Origin of the sequence: Cohnella sp. (genome assembly GCF_041641335.1) — a bacterium.
Lineage (GTDB): Bacteria > Bacillota > Bacilli > Paenibacillales > Paenibacillaceae > Cohnella.
Genome location: NZ_JBEPYQ010000017.1, coordinates 70,965 through 89,386, shown reverse-complemented (window position 1 = coordinate 89,386; position 18,422 = coordinate 70,965). Strand labels below are relative to the sequence as shown.

The following is an 18,422-nucleotide window of genomic DNA, read 5'->3' as shown; positions in this document are numbered from 1 at the left end:
AAAGGCTTGCTGCAGATGTGACGCCACGTTCGCATGCGAACGCCAAGAGATCGGAGTCGTAAGACGATTGCACGATTGGGCAGTCACAAGCCCCCGCTTCAAACGAAGTTAAGTGGGGGTAATTGACGCTACTAAGATTTTGCCAGATTATTCTGCGGACCGCGGACATAGACAGTTTGAAATCCGCTCCGTTGCCCGAGGATTACAAGGATCTGCAGAAGCAGATATGGACCTTCGTACAGCAATTCAGAAAAAAAGCGGCAGCGCTCTATCCGACCGTACAAGAGTTGGTCTGACCGCCGTGAGGCTGGAAGGCCGAGAGAGAGAGAAGGAGGGGAATCGCCCGTTGGATAAAGAGAGGCAGATTCGGCTCTTCGACCGGCAGGCCGCGCAGTACGGCAGAAAACAGGAAAGCGCGGCCATGCGGAGATGGCGTTCGGAGCTGCTGAGGGAAGCGCGGGGCAGCGTGTTGGAGCTGGCTGTGGGCGCCGGAGCCAATTTCCGATATTACCCGGCCGGAGTGCGCGTCACCGCGACGGACTTCAGTCCGAAAATGCTGGACAAGGCTAGAGAGGCCGCGCAGGAATGCCGTCTCGATGCGGAGTTCATGCTGGCCGATATCGACCGGCTGGAGTTTCCGGAGCATTCCTTCGACACGATCGTATCGACTCTATCTTTCTGCAGCTACGAGAATCCGCTGGGCGTGATGAAGAAGCTTCGCCTCTGGTGCAAGCCGGACGGGACTATCTTGCTTATGGAGCACGGCATCAGCTCTCACACGCTAGTCGCCGCGGCTCAGAGGCTGCTCAACCCTCTCTTGTACCGCACGATCGGCTGTCATCATACGAGAGACATCCCCGGGCTGCTCGCGAGGGCGGGAATCCGGATCGTAAACAAGGAAAGCCATATGTTGAAAATGGTGCATCTGCTCCGGGCGAGGCCGGGGACTTGACGGAGGCGGAACGGATGAGCGACACGCGGGCGGAATGGATGGGACGGTACGAGGGGGAGGTCGCACGTATTTTCGCGGAAGCGTCCGGCGGCCTTCCGGCATTGCCCGCTTCTTTGACCGGCTTGGCGGCAGCGCTGCTGGAGAAGTTTAATCCGGTGTCTTCGAACGGGAGAGGCGCGGACGGGGGAACCAACTATATTTGCTTCCTGCTGCCCTTGTGGCTGAAGGAGCAGACCGGCTGCGGGGACGAGCTGTGCCGGGATCTTGCGATCGGCAATGTATATGCAATGCTGCACTTTTTCCTGCTTGACGACGCGATGGATGCCGCGGCTGCTGCGGGCGTCGGAGAAACGAGGCGCTCGCTGGCGCTGGGGCAGATGTTCTATGAAGGGTTTCGGAGGCGATATGAACGTCATTTTCCGACCGGCTCTTCGCTCTGGCAGCGGTATGGAGCGTATCTGACAGACTGGGCCGCCGCGGTATCGGAGGAGGGCGAGCGCCTTGCCGAGCCCGGCGATCCCGCCGCGCTGGCGCGCAAATCGGCTCCGGTTAAGCTGTGCGCTGCCGGTCTGCTGCTGTTGTCCGGCCAGACGGACCGTCTTCGGCAGACGGAGGAGGCGGTCGACCTCGTGCTGGCAACGCTGCAGCTTTCCGACGATTGGGCCGACTGGCGAGAGGATCTGGCGGAGGACGGGGAGAAGCGCAACGCGTTTCTGACGCTCGTGCGGCGCACTCTCCCGCCTGCGGCGGAACAGCCGCTCGACGAACGGGCGGTGAATCAGGCTGTCTATCGTAACGGATGTTTGCGCGACTTGGCGCGAATCGCGCGGGATCATCATGCCGCCTTGACGAAGCTGCCCAATGTGCCGCGGGCTTTGCTTTCTTTTCACGAAGAAATCGTCATAGGACTTGAGAGGGATGCGCGAGGAGCGGCAGAGCTCGAGGAAAAGCTGGCGCTAGAGGGCGGATTGTCCGTTCTACTGTCGAATCTAGCAAAAAAATGAGGACTTTAGGCCAGTGTCCATGGTATGATGGTAGAGGTAATAACCACATTTTGGGAAGGGTTGTGCTATCATGTCATTGGAATCTCTTAAGGTGCAGATTATCAAGAAGGCTTGGGAAGATCCCGCTTTTAAGAGCAGCCTGCTGAGCGATCCCAAGGAAGCGATTAAAGCCGCGTTCGGAGTCCAGATTCCCGCCGGAATCGAGTTGAAGGCGGTCGAAGAGACCTCGTCGCAGTACTATCTGGTTATCCCTCCGAAGCCAGAGGAAGTCGGCGTAGACCCAGCTCCCAACATCGTGTGGTAGAACAGCGCAATGCATAGAGAAAGAACCGGAGCTTGGCTTTCGGTTCTTTTTTATATTTAATAATTATTTGAAGGAGGTCAGACATGGATTACATTACACCGAATGAAGCGGCGTTAAGGACGAAGCATTACCCTAAAGATACCCTGGCGGCGGGTCGTCGTCATACCGTTGGTCTTCAATCTGACGGAACGGTGACGGCTGTGGGCGACAATAAATATGGCCAATGTGAGGTAAGCGGCTGGCGCGATATTGTGGCGGTTGCGGCTGGTAATGTTCATATGGCGACGAACACGGGTAATGCTCATACAATCGGTCTTAAATCTGACGGAACGGTGCTGGCTGTGGGTTGGAATAAGCATGAGCAATGCGATGTAAACGACTGGCGCGATGTTGTAGCGGTTGCGGCAGGTTGGTGTCGTACCCTAGGGCTTAAATCGGATGGCACGGTAGTAGCGGTGGGCCGAAATAATGAAGGTGAATGTGAGGTAAGCGGCTGGCAAGAAATTGTGGCGGTCGCGGCGGGTGACTGGCATACCATCGGTCTTAAATTGAACGGAACGGTGACGGCTGTAGGTAATAATCGATATCGCCAATGCGAAGTAAACGGCTGGCGCGGCATAGTGGCGGCAGCCGCAGGGTACCTTCATACCGTCGGGCTTAAATCTGACGGAACGGTGGCGGCTGTGGGTAATAATCGATATCACCAATGCGAAGTTATCGGCTGGCGCGATATTGTATCGATTGCGGTGGGCAGTAGTCATACCGTCGGCCTTAAATCGGACGGTACTGTGGCGGCTGTGGGCTGGAATGAGTATGGTCAATGCAATGTAAGTGATTGGCGCGGGATTGTGGCGATTGCGGCGGGCTGTGCCCATACCGTCGGGCTTAAATCGGACGGCACTGTGGTTGCAGTGGGGGATAATGAATATGGCCAATGCGATGTAAGCGCCTGGCGAGGCATCCAACTCCCCGGGATACGGAGTCTCTGAATAGCCTGATAAGTGTCATTATCCGTTCGGATAGGGATTACTCGATAAGATGAGCGCGCGGGAGCATCCCTTAAAAGGCTCCGGAACGGAGCCTGTACCGGATCGAAGTAAGGGGTGGCTGCTGCGCCATCGCAAGACTGGAGAACCCGTCAGGCGCCGGCGCCGCCTAGCGAGTCGCGCTCCTTAGCGGCTGCGGCCAGAGGGAACCGGATGATCGCTTCGGTTCCTTGCTGCTTGACGCTGCGGAATTCGATAGAGCCCTTCATAACCTCGATGATGCGGAAGGTGACCATAAGACCGAGACCGGTGCCTTTCGCCTTGGTCGAGAAGAACGGCACTCCCAGCTTGGCGATCTGCTCTTCTTCCATCCCCTCGCCGTTGTCCTTCACCCGGACGATGATGTCCTCTTTCTCGGAGAAAGCCGTCACTTCGATTTTTCCGTTCGTTCCCGTCGCTTCGAGGCTGTTCTTGATCACATTGATGAACGCCTGCTTTAGCTTGGAAGAATTTCCGTGGAAATAAAGGCCGGGCTGCGAGCTGAACACGAGAACCGTGCCGTGCATCGCCGCAAGCGGGTTCATCATCGTCTCGATTTTACGCAATTCCTCGGACAGATCCAGCAGCGAAACGGCTTCCATCTCCGGCTTCGCGAAGGTCAGGAAGTCGGTGATGATCGCGGCCGCGCGGTCGAGCTCGTTCGTTGCCATATCGAAGAACGGCTTGTTCTTTCCATCCGACTTGCCCGACAGCAGCTGCAGGAAGCCCCGCGTCACCTGAAGCGGATTGCGGACCTCGTGGGCTACGGAAGCGGCGAGGTCGCTGATGATCTTCAGCTTCTCCGTTCTTTCGAGCCTGTGGTTGTACAGCTCCAGCTTCTTGGAATAGTTGACCAGCATGCCGTAATCCGCGGAGATTCGCCTGGCGAGAATGATGACGAGAGTCACCATGAGCCCGACCACGCCGAATTTCCACAGGAACAGCGTATAGGTCCGCTCGCTCAAGTAGTAGATGACCATGTCGGTCGTTCCGAGTACCGCCAGCAGAAACATTCCGATCGATAAGGTGATGGCGTTCTTGTTTCCCCTGAGCGCATGGATGATGGACAAGGAGAGAACGAGAACGAGCTGGAACAGAATCAGAAATCCAAAAATGCGGTTCGAGATCAAGTAATAGGGCTCGAAGAAGCGGCCGTTCGTGAACGCATAGACGAGCAGCGCGATCAGGCAAAGGGCCGAATACCCCATCTGAAAGTAGCGAAACTTCGTGAAAAAGCGGAACTGCCCTTCGAACATCTGATCGATATAGTAGATCAGCGACGGGAAAAGCACGAACATCGACGCATCGAATAAGTACGACAGCAGACGGCCGTATTCTTTGAAGTAAATGTAAGGGAGCGGCGAATAGAAAATCATCAGCATTCCCGTCGTAAGGGCGATCAGGCAGAGAGAGATCCACGTGCTGCGCTGCCTGCGGTGCAAGTAACCGGTACAGATGAGCATGACCAAGCCCAGAAAAGCGATGCCCGTTCCGAGCAGCACATCGGGGATGTCCCGGGAAATGAAGCGCTCGGAGAGTTCGTTGAAGTCGTCGATCCGGATGCCTCCGACCAGGCCGGCGCGCTCGCCGGTCACCAGGAGGCGGACGTACAGATCGGTCTGCTCCGGAATCGGCGCTACGGGCAAAATCAGCTTGTTCAAATCGAAAGCGAACGCCCGCGTCGATTCCAGCAGAAGCTGGTCTCCCCGATAGACGGAGATGTCTTGCGCATATAAACGGTCCGCCAGCAAGCCCGGATTCACCCAGTCCGAGGTTGGAGGCAGCTCAAGCCGGATCCATACGCCGCGGCTCCCTTTGGGCAGAGTCGTCTTGGGATCGTAAATATCGGCGTCCTGCCAATTCTCCCGAGCGGGGGAGGGCATGTTCAGGGATCCTTGTTCCGGAATATAGTGAATCTGCCAATGCTGGATCGTAACCGGGTGATGCTGGGCACTGGCATGCTGAGGCGCAAGTATAAACAGGAATACAAACGCTCCCAAAGCCAATATTCTGAGCGCCGGCTTCATCGTACACCTCGCAAGTCGAGTGTTATGCATCTAAGTCTAATGTACCACGAGAGCATCAATAATGTATAAATTTCGACAATATTTGTCATAGTCCTATGCGAGATTTTATTATTTCTTTAACAATTCGCTTAATCTTCGAATCCCTTCCGCTATTCTTTCTTCGGATAAATTCCCGTACCCGATAATGATTCGCCGTTTCTGGACGTCCTTGCGGAAGGCATGCACAGTAACCGGATACACTTTGACTCCGTTGTCTTCGATGACGGACAGCAGCTTGGGCGTAAAAGAAATTCCGGCGAATTCGGCGACGAGATGGATCCCCGTCGAATGGCCGAGAATGTTCACCGCTTCGCCGAACGCATGGCGCAGCTGCCTAATCAGGAAGTCCCGGCGCTTGCGGTACAGCTTCTTCATCTTCGCGATATGGCGGTCCAGATGGCCTTCCTCAATGAATTCGGCCAGGACGAGCTGTTCCAGGGAAGGCGTATGGAGATCCGTAAGCCACTTCAAGCTCCGGGCGTTCTGCACGAGAGACGGGGGGAGGATAACGTAGCCCATGCGCAGCGCCGGGGACAGAATTTTGCTGAACGTGCCGATATAGACGACGCGTTCCGGGTCCAGTCCTTGCAGAGAGCTGACGGGCGCGCTCTCGTAGCGGAATTCGCTGTCGTAGTCGTCCTCGACGATGTAGCTTCCGGTCCGGGCCGCATACTGGATCAACTGGACGCGCCGCTGGATCGGAAGCACGCCCCCGATCGGAAATTGATGGGACGGCGTGACGTAGATGAACTTGGGGTGGATGCCCGCAGGCAGCAGCTCGGTCATCATGCCGGACTCGTCGACGGGAATCGGATGGAGCTTCGCTCCGGGGAGCGAGAACATCGTATGGATCTCGTAGGTAAGCGGATCCTCCATCAGGACGTCCGACTTTCCGGTCAGCAGCAGCTTGGCGATCAAGGAGATTGCCTGGGTAGCCCCGGTCGTCACGAGCAGCTGTTCCGGCTCGCAGACGACGCCCCTGCTCCGGCGCAAGTACCGGGCGAGCACGCTGCGCAGCTCATGCCGGCCCTCCGGGCGGCCGTACCCGAACGCTTCCGCGGAGGCGTCGGCCCAGATCCGTTTGGCCAGCTCTCCCCACAGCTTCCTTGGGAACAGGTCGAGGGCGGGAATGCCGTGGCGAAAGTCGATCAGCTCCCTTTTTCGGGCAGGGGCGCCCTCGAAAGACTGCGGCGGAACGGCCGAGACCGATCGGGCTAAACCCGCGGGAGCGGCTTGCAGCAGATGAGTTCCTTCCGCGACGAACGTCCCGGAGCCGTGCCGGCCTTCGATGTAACCCTCCGCGAGCAATTGCTCGTACGCCTCGACGATAACCGTTCGCGACACTTGCAGGCTGGAGGCCAGCTCCCGCGTGCTGGGCAGCCTCTCTCCTTCCTCCAGCTCTCCCTGCAGGATTCGCCTGCGAAAGCTCTCATAGATTTGCCGGAACAAGGGCGTTCCGGATTCGCGATCAACAACCGTCCAAGTCATGGTCATCTTCCTTTGCTGAAAGTGGTATGGTCAAAATTGCTTTCGAGTGATCCTTTTACCAACCACTCTACCACGATACATTAAGTGCTGAGAAGCCGGAAAAAAAAGAGGGAGAAAAGATGAGACCGGATATGATGCAAGGATCGGGAGTGCCGAAAGTCGGAATGGGGAGGGGGGACGCCGTATACGATGCCGTCCGACTTCTGTACTGCGGCTACGGCGTATCGCTGGCATTTGATGGGGGCGAGGCGGACGACGTTGGGAAGTGCTTGGCCGTCAAGAACGAGCTGCGCCGGCTGATCGATATGCTTGGCAGCGCCGGACGTTCGTCGACGATCTCGCTATCGCTGTCCCGGATCGGCCTGGACATCGATCAAGAGTTTGCCCGCGGCAATCTGGAGGAGCTGATCCGAGAGGCGGCCGTGTACGGGATGTCGATCATGATCCATGCAGAGGAGCCTTGCAGAACCGACCGCGTGCTGGCCATGTACAAGGCTGTCGCCGAGCGATATCGGAGCGCGGGCATTACGCTGCAGGCGAATCTGCAGCGCACGGAGAGGGATATGGCCGATCTATTGCCGCTATCCGGCCGAGTACGCATCGTAAAGGGAAGGCATGCGATAGTGGCGGAGAGCGACATAAAGGATAGCGCCGAAGCTTATCTGCGTCTGGTTGAAAGAGCAATCGCTTCCGGAAGCTCCGTCTCCATCGCCACGCACGACGAGGCGATCCTGCGCGAGGCCGGGCGGAGAGGCCTGCTGGCGGCCGCGAACGCGGAAGTCGAAATGCTTCAAGGCGTTCGAACCGATCTGCTGCAAGAGATCAGGAGCGACGGGGGCCGTCCGAGAGTGTACTTGTCCTACAGTTGACAACCGATGGTATAATGTTTCCTGCCGGCACCGATGGGTAAGTCATGGGTCAAGGAGGAAACCGGAGTGAAGGCAATATTGGTCGACGACGAGCCGCTAGCGCTGAGAAGCTTGCGAAAAGCTCTGAACAGAGAGATGGAAGAGCTGGAAATTGTGGGCGAATACACCGATCCCGAAGAAGCGATCGGCGGGGTCGCGGAGCTGCGGCCGGACGTCGCTTTTCTGGATATCCATATGCCCGGAACAGACGGGTTGAGGTTGGGCGAGCGCATTCGGACTGCTCTACCGAACATCGAAATCGTGTTCGTAACCGGATACGATCAGTATGCCGTGAAGGCATTCGAGCTGTATGCTCTGGATTATATCATGAAGCCTGTAAACGACCAGCGGCTGCGTCAGACGTTGGAGAGGGTGCGGGAGAAGCGGGCTGCCCCGGGAGCCGCCCGGCAGTCCTTGGCGGCGAATGTGCCCCTCATTCGTTGTCTCGGCCAGATTCGGTTTCAGCTTCCCGGCTCGGAAGAGCAGGTCCCGAGATGGCGGACGAGCAAAGCGCAGGAGCTGTTCGCCTATTTGCTCCACCATCGGGATCGGGCGGTCGGGAGAAGCGACTTGCTGGAGCTGCTGTGGCCCGAGGTCGAACAGACCAAAGCGGCACAGCATCTGTACACGGCAATCTATCATATCCGCCAAACGCTGAAGGCTTGCAAGATGGACGACGCGGTCTCGGTTCGCATGGGCGAACTGGAAATGGGCTACCGGCTGGACCTCGGCGAAGCTTGCGTGGATGCCGAGGTTTGGGAGCGGCGGATGACGGAGCTGGGCGCTCTGAACGAAAGCACGGCCGCCGCCTACGAGCGCCTGCTTGAAGCCTATACGGGGGATTACTTTGCCCCTCACGGCTATTTGTGGGCAGAGCACGAGCGCGAGCATCTGCGCACGTTCTGGCTGAATAAGATGAACAAGCTCGCGCTATTCTACGAACAGTCGAATCAGCGAGAGAAAGCTGTCGAGATCCGCCGCCGCATTCAGCGCCGTTGTCCGGAGGAGGAGAACAGCTATTTCGCCCTGATGAAGCTCTACGATGCGCTGGGCGACCAGAGAGGGGTAGAGGTGCAGTATTGGATGCTGAAAGAATGGGTGGAGAAGGAGCTGGACCTGTCGATCAGCGACGAGATTGTCCGCTGGTACGAGCGCTGGAGATCGGTCGGGAAGAAGTAAGCCGTTACGACTTGTCTAATTCGGGACTGGGAACCCCTAGGGATGAAGGGACGCGGTCGGAATTGGCCAAGTCCCCCTCAGCTCGGAATTCTTTATTCGAACCATAACCATCGCTCGATCCATACTGGCTTAAACAGGGCAGCTCCTTCGGATTATCTCCGAGGGGGTTTTCTTTTTGCATCCATCAGTTGGGAGCGATCTCTTCCCTTTATCTTGCCGGGAGCTTTTTGCCCCGAACGACCTTGTTGAGATTCTGTCTAGGAACGGGTGATAGACTGGAGATACTGTGGAATTTTGGCGTTCTTTGTCGCTTGACGGGAACGCAAAAAGTGAAGGAGAGAACTGTGATGAACGCTAGAACAGCTGCTTAAGACCTGCTGCGAGGATGTCCCCACCTCTCGTTTGCCCCGATCGGTTCTTTTTGGGAAAGAGTCCGAACAAACCGTGGCGAGCGGGGGTGATAGTTTTAGGAAATAGAATGGAGGATGTATGGACCGTGAGACAAAAGCGACATAAAAACAAGGCTTCGTTGTCGAAGATCTGGATCGTGAGAGGAAAGCAAAACTTGTACAAGACGGCGTTGTCCTTCTTATTGGCCTTTGTGCTGGCCTTGCAGACGGTGACGTTCTCCGCTGCGGCGAATTCGCTGGACGAACCCGAATTTACGGCTCCCGAGCCGTCGGTGACCGAAACGGTGTACGGCGTGCCGGAGGGCGCTCTTTTTATGCCGTTGGCTGTGGAACCGGCGGATAAAACGGCGGTGCTGACGAACGCCAATCCGGCATTCAAGCTCACGGTGAGCCAGGGCAGCCCTGCGGCTGTCATTCCAGCGGGCGGCGAAATTAACGGACGGGAGAACTTTACCCTTGCCCTGGAGGACATCGCCGTACCGACCAGGGGCGACGATCTCAATGCTCCGCTCGAAAGCGTGATTCTGCAGGGAGATTATGCCATCTTGGACAAGGCGACCTACTTCCCTGATGTGAATTTGACGCCTGCGGGTCCTACAAGCATCAAACAGGGTGGCTTGGATATTGCAACCGTTCAGTTTTTTGAAGATTCCATCGTAATTACGTTTGATGGCGCAGTATATGACGGCAGTAGACGCGACGTCAAAATCGGCTTTTCCGCTACTGCCAAGGCGGCGGATCAGACTCCCGGCGGCGGCGGAAACACGTCCATTTTCGGATCGGATTATAAGTTTAGCAACTCGAATTTGGTACCGAAGTATACCATTACTTTAAATTCCTTGAGCAACGGCAACTATGACACCGGGATCAACAACCCCTCGTTTCATGAGGGCGCTATTACATGGCGAGCGGTAGTATCTGCCACCGATATGGACGATACAACCATCCCCATGCCGCTGGACGGGTTAACCTTCTCTGATGAGCTTGCGAATGTCGGCGTATATGTGCCGGGGTCCTTCATTGTGGATGGAGAAGATGCGATAGAGCCTGCTTATGCTGGCGGCATACTTTCCTATCAATTCCCAGATGCGTCCACTGCAGGAAACGTCAAAAGCACGGCGACCGTCACCTTCAAAACGTGGATTCCTAAAAATATTTATTATTATGAGAAGAACGGCAATTTAGGTGATCAGTATGGCTGGTACCGCATGGATAACACCGCAAAGCTGTTGGGTGACAATGCCGTTGTGAAAGCTTCGTCCAATACCCATCGGATTGCCATACGTCCCAACTGGATTGTGGTGAGCGGCAAACCCGGCAAGAGCGGTAACGATACGCTCATCACTTGGACGGTTGTGGTCAACCAGAGGATCAATAATAACAATGTGCTGTCCAGAAGCGGCTTGCAGAACGTTAAGATTACAGACAAGCTGCCTGCAGGGACGGAATTTGTTTCCGCTACCTATAAGAATGGGGATAGCGGTACGAATACCTCAATTACCCGCAACGCCGGAGGGGAGTACGACATCGGAGCCGCCATTGGCGGGAATTTGGACGGCCCCCTCTATATGACCGTTGTGACAAAGGTGACAGACGGCAGCAAGTCGACCTTCGACTACAGTGCCCGCGCCAATTGGGAATTGGAAGTGATGGATGGAGGAAGCGCCATTCAGAACAACGATGCGACCAGCTGGGACGCTCCCGCTTCCGTTGTGGACACTGCGCAGGTAAAAATCGGCGCACATGCATTCACGAAAACCGTTGCAGCAAGAAATAACACCGCTCAAACGCTATATGCAGGTGCCAAATGGACGATCAACTTGACGCTGCAATATGATCTGGATGCTCCCGTCGTCTATGATTTGCTGGTTCACGGCGGTTCTCTCGATGTACTGAATAATCTGGATGACAATCCTAAAGTATCGTCGGACACCCTGAACGCAATCAAGAGTCAAATCGACGATAAGCAGCTCTGGCAAAAATACCGCGACAAAACGCTGACTGTGAGCAGTGGACTGACCGGAGATGTGATCGCCTTGACGGTGGAAGGCAAGCCGGTGGCGGATCTTATCAAGGTGACAGGGTATAAAGGAGATGTGCCGGGGAGCGTTTCTTTCGAATCCATCACGACCAACCCTGACAACCTGTTCCGTCAAGATATGGGGGGCAATTGGAGCGATTGGAGCAACCGCGGCCTGCTCTTCGATGGTGACGACTATGTGGGGAGATATGATGCCACCACCAAGAACAGGGTGCGGATGCTGAACAAGGAGATGCTGTATGCGAGTACAGTAAATGAGAACGGCAACGCGCTAGGAAACATTGCTGCCGACTGGAACCGAAATTATGGAAACTGGAGCGCAAGCACATGGACGAAGGCAATTGTCGTCAATGATCCGAACTTGTATATAGACAACTCCCGCGATAACAATTATATCCTGGCAGGCTACGACCGCAAGGATCGAACCGTCACTTTCCGGCTCGCAGTGAACATGCCGGGCTTTAATACGGAGGAGATGGCCAAGGACGGCGGCACCCGTGTAGCCAGCGACATCAAGCTGGTGGATACACTTCCTGAAGGCTGGGAATTCGTGAAATACGCTTCAGGTGAAGCCTATCGTCTTTATACTGGTGTTACTGGCTATCATGCAAATGCTGAATTAGGAGGGTCAAGTGGGGGCGGTTATGGCCTGTACGTTCAAGCAACAGGTACAAACCTTCAGCCGACCGATCCCAAGCATGTGGTAAGCTTCGACCCTAACGGCAATATAGGCACCTTTACCTTCTCCAAGCTGGAGAGCCCCTACGTCATTCTGGTGAAGGCTCGTCCGACCAATGCCAAGATGGCGACCTATCAGCTAGGCAACAATGATGCCGGTAAGAATCAAGCTGTGTTCTCCATGAAATGGGGAGACAAGCCTTATAGCGCCACCGAAGAACACAGAATTATTGTACGTGTGCAGTCTCTGAGCAAGACGGCGAAAAAGCCCGTTTCCGGCGTGCAGGAATGGACGGTGAACTACACGCCTCCGTTCGTGATGAAGCAAGGCGTCTATTTGCTGGACACCCTTGCCAAAGGGCTGCAGCTTCGCCAAAATCCAGAGGGCGGCCTATCTCTCGAACCTTCCGACATCGCTGTCTATCCTGGCGAGTTGAAGCCGGACGGCACCCTGGCGCGTGTCGGTGGCCCGCTGAATCTTAAGGATCCGGATAGTGAGGTGAGGGTCACCGCAGGCATAGATCCGGTAACTGAGGGATCGACGCTCAGGTTTGATTTTACCGATCCGAACAATCTCTATCAGATCGTATACCAGACCGAATCGCAGGGTATGTCGCCGGGGGCTGCCGGGAACTCCATCAAGCTGATGGGCGACGAAGACCTTCCCCCGATCGGAGCGCATAGCACTATTACGCTGGATGCCAACGATGTGGCGGGAAGCGCTAATGAGAACGGCCTGCTCTTCCTCAAGAAGGTGGGCCCCGACGGAACAACACCGCTGAAGGACGTAAAATTCCAGTTGTTCAATCCTGACGGAACACCGGCCAAGGATAAAGAAGACAATGTAATGGCGGAAAAAACGACGGGCACGGACGGTAAGACGAATTTCATTATTCAGGTGCCGGGGGATTATTTGCTCAAGCAGACGTATATTGATCTCCTCACTTACTTGCCTACGACTACGGTATACCGGGTACGCGTCATCGATGCGCCAGGCAAGCCTGTCCTTGTAGACGGGCAGAAGGTGGATTCGAACAATCCGCTGGTTGTACCAACGCCGGCCCAAGGAAAGCTGACCATCAGCAATAAGGTGGAAGGCAACGGCAGCAGCGTGAGCAAAGAGTTCGAATACACCGTGACTTTCGACGGCGAGGGCAAGGACGGAGAGTACAGTTACCGGAAGTCGGATAATTCGTATGGGATGATCGGGAGCGGCGGCAAGTTTACCCTAAAGCACGGGGAAACGATGACGCTGCCGGCATTGCCTGCAGGTCTGGTCTATACGGTAACTCAGACAGATTACACTCCTGACGGTTACACGACTGAGCCGGGAACGCGTGAACGGTATGGCGCCATCGAGTATAAAGGTGACCATAAAGCGGATTTTATCAACAAGCGATACGTTAACAATCTGGTCGTCCGCAATACCGTCACAGGAGACGGCGCGGAATCGGACAAGCTGTTCGAGTACACCGTAACCTTTGACGGCACAGGCAAGGATCAAGTCTACGATTATGAGCACTCGGGCGACGCGCCGGGCAAGATCAAGTCCGGCGAAACCTTCAGGCTCAAGGATCAAGAGACCTTTACCATTAAGGGGCTTCCTGAAAACCTGGAGTATACGATCACCCAGAACGGTTACAAGAACGATGGCTACGAGACTACCCCTGGGGAGCTGTCTCATAAGAGAGTCATGGCGAGGGCTGATCGCAGCGAGGACTTCATCAATAAACGGACCGTCAAAAAGCTGACGATCAGCAACACGGTCATGGGCAACGGCGCCGAATTTACGAAGGAGTTCGAGTACACCGTCGTCTTTGAAGAAACCGGCGAGGATGGAAGCTACTCTTACGTGAAGTCGGACGGTAGCACGGGCAAGATCAAGTCCGGCGAAGGCTTCACGCTCAAGCATGGAGAAAGCCTGGAAATAGCGGGGCTGCCTAAGGGTCTGAAATACACCGTGACCCAGACGGACTACTACGAAACTGAACGATATGTGACGACCATCCCTGAGAAGCATACCGAAGTCATGAAAGACAGCGACGAGTACGCTCCATTCACGAACACGCGAGTGTTTAAGGGCGACCTGCTCATCAGCAACGAGGTGAGGGGTAAAGAAGACGACAAGAAGAAGCTGTTCCGATACACGGTCACCTTCGCAGGCGAGGGAGCAAACGGATCCTACGACTATGTGAAGTCGGACGAAAGCACAGGTACGATCAAGAGTGGAGACCCTTTCGAGCTTGCAGATGCGCAGACGTTCCTCGTGAAAGGTCTTCCGAAGGATCACACGTATACGGTGACCCAGGTGGAATACACGAAAGACGGATATGTGACGGATCCTAAAGAGTTCGTTCACACGGACAGCATCCCGAAGGACAAAGAGGCTAGAGCACACTTTGTCAATACCCGACCGTATCTGGAAGGCGTGCTGCGCGACAACAACACAGGTGAAGTCATTCCGAATGCGGAAATCATCGTGACGAATGTGAAGACAGGCGAGAAGCAGACCATCTATACGAGTGGGGATGGGGAATATTCCGTCCCTGCCCAAGCGGATACCGACTATACAATCACGTATACGAAGCTGTATCGCGTCGGCGGGAAGGATGTCCCTATCGAGTTCACGCAGAAGGCCAACGTGGAGAGCAGCGTGAAGGACGAGACCGTTCCGGCGGACATTACGGCGGTAGGGATCGTTCTGTTCAAGCAGATGGATGGAACGACAGAGCTATTCACCAATTCGGTTACCAGCAAGATGCATATTTATTTGAAGGACAAGGACGGCAATTATATCGGAGGGAACATCAATCCCACGGCGTTCCCAATGGGTCCGGACGGCACCTTCTCCGTGGAAGGGCTAAGCGAGCAGACGTACACCATGCAAGTTCGCTATAAAGCGGACAACGGCGAAGAAGTGCTCTTCAAGGTCGCACAGTTGAATGTGAAGAAAGACGGAGAATTGAACATTTCCGAGGAATTGGTCGACCCTTACGGTACGGTTTATGATGAGACGACAGGAGATGCCGTCACTGGCAAGAAAATTGAAGGAGCCAAGGTTACGCTGTATTATGCGGATACGCAGCGGAATAGAGATAACGGGAGACTTCCGGGTACGAAAGTAACGCTTCCTCCGGTTCCGAATTTCCCGCCGCACAACAACGAGAGCCCGGAGCAGGAAAGCGACGCAGACGGCTTCTACGCATACATGGTGTTTCCTGAAGCGGATTACTATCTGATCGTAACGAAGGACGGATACGAGACGCACAGGAGTGATACGATTTCTGTCAACTTTGATATTGTAAGGTACGATGTGCCAATGAAGCCGATTCGTTCCGGCGGCAGCTCCGGCGGCGGCAACAACGGAACCGACAACGGGAATCCTCCCGGCGGCGATAATGGAACCGGCAATCCGCCAGGAGGCGATAATGGAACCGGCAATCCTCCCGGAGACGGGGACGACGGAGCCGGCAACGGCAATCCGCCTGACGGCAGCGACGGCGGAACCAACAACGGCAATCCGCCGGGCGGAGACAACCAAGATCCCGACAACGGCAATCCGCCGGGCGGCAACAACGAAACGGACCCGGGGATTGATGCCAGGCCGCCCGAAGACGACGAACTGGACGATGTTCCGAAAACCGGAGACAGCGGCACATCTACTATCTTCTTCATGGCGCTGGCTCTGATCGCCTTGATCGGACTTCGAATCGCTATGCCATTCAGAAAGAAAACCTACAATTAGTACAGGAGGCGATAAGAGATGAACAAAACCAGAAAAATTCTTATCGCCTTCTCCGTTCTTCTGCTGGTCTTCTCTGTGGCCGGCCTTGCACGTAATCTCCTGCGGGACGATCAGACCCAGAGGCAGATCGAAGAGCTGGCGCAGCAGTTGGAAAAAGCGCCGGACAGAAGCGGGGAGGCGGCCGTCTCCCCGCTGATCGTCCGGAAGGAGAGCGAGCCGGTCATCCTGCCGGAGCTTCAGGCGCTGTACGAGAGCAACCCGGATCTCGTCGGGTGGCTGACCATCGACGATACCCGAATCGATTACCCTGTCATGCAGAACCAGCAGGATGGCGAGTACTATCTTCATCGCGATTTCGATAAGAAGGAGAACCCCAACGGCCTCCCCTTTCTTGACATCCACAATCGGATTCAGGATTCGGACGTGCTGCTCATTCACGGCCACAATATGAAAAGCGGCATGATGTTTGCGGATTTGATGAACTACAAGAAGGAAAGCTATTATCGGGAGCATCCTACGATTCGGTTCAGCACGCTGTACGAGAAGGCGGAATACGAGATTGTGGCCGTCATTCTGTCGGAGGTATATCGCAAATCGGACCAAGTCTTCAAGTACTACCAAGTGGAGAAGACCGGAACAGCCGCGGAGTTTGATTCGTATGTTCGGAACATTAAAGAACTCTCTCTCTATGACACTGGCGTAACCGCCCGGAATGGCGACCGGCTTATCGTCCTGTCTACGTGCGAATACTCGACCGATAACGGACGGTTAGCGGTGATCGCCCGCAAGCGTTAATGACGATGTTTGCACGCACAGAACGAACTGATCGACGAGTAATCCAATTAAACCGGTGTACCCAACAACCATTGCCGACTGTTATTGTCGCCGATGGTTGTTTTCTTTCGTTCGGTTATAAAACAAAAATTTCGTCGGTTTCGTCTTTATTGTTAACATTATTAAAATATTGTATACTAAAATATATTTCCGTATAATAATGGGGGGTTGGATGTGAAGTATCGTATTGCCATTGCAGCGACCGAACCCGGATTTCCGGATTACAGCTATGAGCGGGAGATTCTCGAGCCGATCGCTTCTTCCTTGGAAGCCAAGTTTTGCAATACCGAAGCGGAGCTCATCGACTTCTGCAGAGAGGCGCATGCCATTTTGACGAATCATTCGCCCTTTACGGAAGCGGTTATTGATCAGTTGAAGCAATGCAGGGTCATCGTGCGCTACGGGATCGGGTACGACAACGTGGATGCGGCGGCAGCCGCAAGACGGAATATCATGGTCGTGAACGTTCCCGATTACGGCATTCAAGAGGTCGCCGATCATGCGCTGGCGCTGCTGCTCGGCGCGGTTCGCCGTATTCCCCAGATGGATCGTAACGTCAGGACGGGGGACTGGTCCATCGACAGCCTGGGGACGATTATGGGGCTTCGCGGCAAGGTACTTGGCTTGGCTGGCTTCGGCAATATTGCCCGAGAGGTTGCGCGCAGAGCGCAAAGCTTCAATATGGATACGATCGCCTATGATCCGTTTGTTCCTGCATATACATTCCAGGCGTTCGCGGTGCGCAAGGTGGACTTCGATACTCTGCTTGCAGAGAGCGATGTCATTTCCTCCCATCTACCACTAATCGTGGCGACGAAGCATCTCTTTGACCGAAAAGCCTTCGCACGCATGAAACGGACGGCCATACTGATTAATACTTCCAGGGGAGGCGTCATTCAGACGGACGATCTGGTGCAAGCGCTCATGGACGGGACGATTCGCGGGGCTGCGTTGGATGTGTTCGAGGAGGAGCCGCTGGCGCTCGATCACCCCTTGCTTTCTCTGGAGCAGTGCTTGCTGAGTCCTCATGCGGCGTGGTATTCCGAGGATTCCAAAGCGAGGCTGCAGCAATATGCCGCTTTGGAGGTTAAACGGGTTTTGGAAGGGCAAAGACCGAAGCATGTCGTGAACGGCATATAATTAACAGCCCCCAACGCCTTAAGGGTTGAGGGGGCTGTCAGATAGGGGGGATCAACGCTCCGCGACAAAGCGATTGGTCAACGCCCCCAGCTTCTCGATCTCGACGGCGACGACATCCCCGTCCTGCAAGTAAACTTGTTTCTCGGGTGGATAACCGAGCACAACGCCTTCTGGCGTACCGATCAAAATGAGATCTCCGGGCGATAGGGTGAAATGCCGCGAGATGTAGCTGACGATCTCGTCGCATCGGAAGATCATGTCGTTCGTATTGGAGTTTTGGCGGACTTCCCTGTTCACGACCGTTCGGATCTTCAGTCGTTCGGAACTCCTACTTCATCGGAGGTGACCACGTAAGTACCAAGCGAGAGAAGCCGTCGCAGGATTTCCTAACAGCCACTGAGAAGTGCGCAGCTGCAAGTCGCGCGCGGATAAATCGTTCACATTGCAGTATCCGAATACGTAGTTCAGCGCATCCGCTTGTGCCACTTTTTTGGCCGTCTTGCCTATGACGATGACGAGCTTGGCTTCGTAATCCACTTTGCGGGACGCTTCCGGAAGGTTAATGAAGGCTCGATGTCCCGATAGCGTATTGTTGAACTTGTTGAACAGAATCGAATACTAGGGAATTTCGGCGTTCGTTTCTTCCGC

Annotated in this window: 11 protein-coding genes and 1 pseudogene; 9 read left to right on the top strand and 3 right to left on the bottom strand. The window is 55.1% G+C overall.

What is annotated here, in order from left to right:
* The first annotated feature begins 346 nt into the window (after positions 1–346).
* From ACESLM_RS07905 to ACESLM_RS07890, 4 genes are all read left to right on the top strand, one after another.
* A complete protein-coding gene (locus ACESLM_RS07905) occupies positions 347–952 on the top strand; it encodes a class I SAM-dependent methyltransferase (protein ID WP_372631013.1) in 606 nt (201 codons plus the stop codon).
* A gap of 14 nt (positions 953–966) precedes the next feature.
* Positions 967–1,956: a hypothetical protein gene (locus ACESLM_RS07900; protein ID WP_372631012.1), complete on the top strand. Its 990-nt coding sequence runs from the start codon at positions 967–969 to the stop codon at positions 1,954–1,956.
* A gap of 70 nt (positions 1,957–2,026) precedes the next feature.
* The gene (locus ACESLM_RS07895) at positions 2,027–2,260 is read left to right on the top strand and encodes an NHLP leader peptide family RiPP precursor (protein WP_372631011.1); all 234 of its coding nucleotides are present in this window, start codon (positions 2,027–2,029) and stop codon (positions 2,258–2,260) included.
* A gap of 83 nt (positions 2,261–2,343) precedes the next feature.
* Entirely contained in the window at positions 2,344–3,249 is a 906-nt protein-coding gene (locus ACESLM_RS07890; protein ID WP_372631010.1) for an RCC1 domain-containing protein, read from the top strand.
* A 149-nt stretch (positions 3,250–3,398) separates the two neighbouring features.
* Here ACESLM_RS07890 and ACESLM_RS07885 read toward each other — a convergent pair whose 3' ends face one another.
* A complete protein-coding gene (locus ACESLM_RS07885; RefSeq protein ID WP_372631009.1) occupies positions 3,399–5,312 on the bottom strand; it encodes an ATP-binding protein in 1,914 nt (637 codons plus the stop codon).
* Between the two features lie 108 nt (positions 5,313–5,420).
* Positions 5,421–6,839 carry a MocR-like pyridoxine biosynthesis transcription factor PdxR gene (pdxR, locus tag ACESLM_RS07880; protein WP_372631008.1) on the bottom strand — a complete coding sequence of 473 codons (1,419 nt, stop codon included), beginning with the start codon at positions 6,837–6,839 and terminating at the stop codon, positions 5,421–5,423.
* 119 nt (positions 6,840–6,958) lie between these two features.
* Between pdxR and ACESLM_RS07875 the strand changes: the two genes are divergently transcribed.
* The 5 genes from ACESLM_RS07875 (at position 6,959) to ACESLM_RS07855 (ending at position 17,774) form a co-directional block, all read left to right on the top strand.
* On the top strand, positions 6,959–7,708 hold the full coding sequence (locus tag ACESLM_RS07875) for a proline dehydrogenase family protein (RefSeq protein ID WP_372631007.1): 750 nt from the start codon (positions 6,959–6,961) through the stop codon (positions 7,706–7,708).
* A 66-nt stretch (positions 7,709–7,774) separates the two neighbouring features.
* Positions 7,775–8,926 (top strand): response regulator, encoded by a 1,152-nt coding sequence (locus ACESLM_RS07870; protein WP_372631006.1) that lies wholly within the window; start codon positions 7,775–7,777, stop codon positions 8,924–8,926.
* 496 nt (positions 8,927–9,422) lie between these two features.
* Positions 9,423–15,800: a DUF7601 domain-containing protein gene (locus tag ACESLM_RS07865; RefSeq protein ID WP_372631005.1), complete on the top strand. Its 6,378-nt coding sequence runs from the start codon at positions 9,423–9,425 to the stop codon at positions 15,798–15,800.
* Positions 15,801–15,818: 18 nt separating this feature from the next.
* Complete coding sequence (gene srtB, locus ACESLM_RS07860; RefSeq protein WP_372631004.1) at positions 15,819–16,595, top strand: class B sortase; 777 nt, start codon at positions 15,819–15,821, stop codon at positions 16,593–16,595.
* 213 nt (positions 16,596–16,808) lie between these two features.
* The gene (locus tag ACESLM_RS07855) at positions 16,809–17,774 is read left to right on the top strand and encodes a C-terminal binding protein (RefSeq protein WP_372631003.1); all 966 of its coding nucleotides are present in this window, start codon (positions 16,809–16,811) and stop codon (positions 17,772–17,774) included.
* Between the two features lie 51 nt (positions 17,775–17,825).
* Here the strand turns inward: ACESLM_RS07855 and ACESLM_RS07850 are convergent.
* Positions 17,826–18,383 (bottom strand): annotated as a pseudogene (locus ACESLM_RS07850) (fumarylacetoacetate hydrolase family protein).
* Positions 18,384–18,422: the final 39 nt, after the last annotated feature.